Raw genomic sequence first — 1,750 nt, forward strand, 5'->3', positions numbered from 1 at the left:
CCGATCTCCAGCACCCGCAGCGGGCGGTGGCACGGCCAGGCGGCGGCCAGCGCCGCGGCGGCCTCGGCCAGCACCATGGCCAGCCGGTCCAGCCCGGCGGGTCCGACGGGAAGCGGCGCCGGCTCCTCGGCCGGCGGCCAGTGGGCAAGCAGGCCTGGCAGGGCCTCGGCGGCCAGGGCCAGGGCGGCGAGATCCGGGGCGAGGTCGGGCTGTTCCAGCCAGATCTGCCGCCAGATCTCCTGCGCCGGCGGCAAATCGGGCGCCGCGACGGGGCGCAGGCCGAGCGCGCCGCGCACCGCCAGCCCATCCTCCGCCAGATCCTCCAGCAGCGCCCGCGCATAGGGGCTGGCGATCGGGGTGTGGGAGGAGAGCGCCTCATGCGCCGCGGCGGCGCAGAAGCCCTCCAGCAGCAGCCCCGCCTCGCCGAGATCGAGCGCTTCGTCGCGCTGCCGGGCGGCTTCCAGCGCCGCGCCGAGATCGGGGGGCTCCGCCGGCTCCGTCCCCGGACCGGGCAAGGCGGGCACCAAAGCGAGACGGAAGGCGGCTTCCGTCGCCCGCTCCCGGCCGGGGAGGCGGATGCGGCCGAGCCGGCAGCCCTCCACCACCGCCACCGCCTGGCCGGCGGCGTCGAGCAGGGCAAGGTCGGCGGCGGCGCTGCGCTCCCCGCGGGAGGTGAGGCGGATGCGCGCGGCGGCCAGCGGGGCGGCGCCGCGCCTTGCCACCAGCCGGTCGAAGCGTACCGGGACGAGGCCGGCGCCGGCTTCCGCCGGGGCTTCCGCCAGCAGGCCGATCAGCCCCTGCAGCGCGCCATCGAAGCGGGCAGGGTGCAGCAGAAAGCCGGCATCGGGCGGTGCCGCTTCCGGCCGGCGCAGGGTGACGGTGGCGAGGCCGGCGGCGGCATCCGCCTCCAGCCGCTCCACCGGCTGGAAGGCCGGGCCGTAGTGCAGCCCGAATCGGGCGGCGAGCGCGGTCAGCTCGACCCCCGCCAGGGCCTGGGCGGCAGCAGGCGGGTCCAGCGCCAGCTCCGGCAGGCGGGACAGGGCGGCGAGCCGTGCCTCCATATGCAGGGTCCAGCCCTCCTCCGAAAGGCGGCGGCGGCTGGCGAGGGCGAAGGCCCCCTCCGGCGAGAGCGTCGCCCGCACCTCCCGCGCCCGGCCGGCTTCCAGCGGCAGGGCGTGGCGGATGGTGACATCCGTCAGTTCCAGCGCCGCGGCCTCGGGCGCCCAGGCGGCGGCGGCGGCCAGCGCCATCTCCACCATGGCGGCGGCGGGCAGCACCGCCTCCCCGGCCAGGCGGTGATCCGCCAGCCAGGGCTGCGACTCGGTGTCCAGATGGATGGTCCAGAGCGTGGGCTCCGCCCCGCGCCGCCAGCCGAGCAGCGGATGCTCCAGCGGCGGGGCGGCGAGGAAGGCGGCCTCCGACGTGGTCGCGCACCAATGCGGCTGGCGGTCGAAGGGCGTGCGGGGCAGAGCGCGCCGCGCCGCCGGCCCGGCGAAGGCGGGGCCGCTGCGGGGATCGGCGCCCTGGGTGAAGGCACGGTCGGCGATGGCGGGGAAGGGGTCCGCCGCCCCCTCCTGCCGCCGGCTCAGCGTGCTGCCGAGGGCGGCGGAGGCATTGGCCGCGCGCAGATTGTCGCGCAGGTAGCTCTGCAGGATGGGGTGCGGGCCGATCTCGAGGAACAGCGCCGGGCCCGCCTCCGCCGCGGCGGCGATGGCGGCGGCGAAGCGCACGGGCTCCCGCAGGTTGCGCC

At 78.3% G+C, this 1,750-nt stretch carries 1 protein-coding gene; it reads right to left on the minus strand.

What is annotated here, in order from left to right; genetic code table 11:
• Positions 1-1,730: polyketide synthase dehydratase domain-containing protein (locus NJ376_RS29015; RefSeq protein WP_370288496.1), on the minus strand; the 1,730-nt coding region annotated here is incomplete at its 3' end.
• Between the last annotated feature and the right edge of the window lie 20 nt (positions 1,731-1,750).

This window comes from Siccirubricoccus soli, assembly GCF_024178315.1.
GTDB classification, from domain to species: domain Bacteria; phylum Pseudomonadota; class Alphaproteobacteria; order Acetobacterales; family Acetobacteraceae; genus Siccirubricoccus; species Siccirubricoccus soli.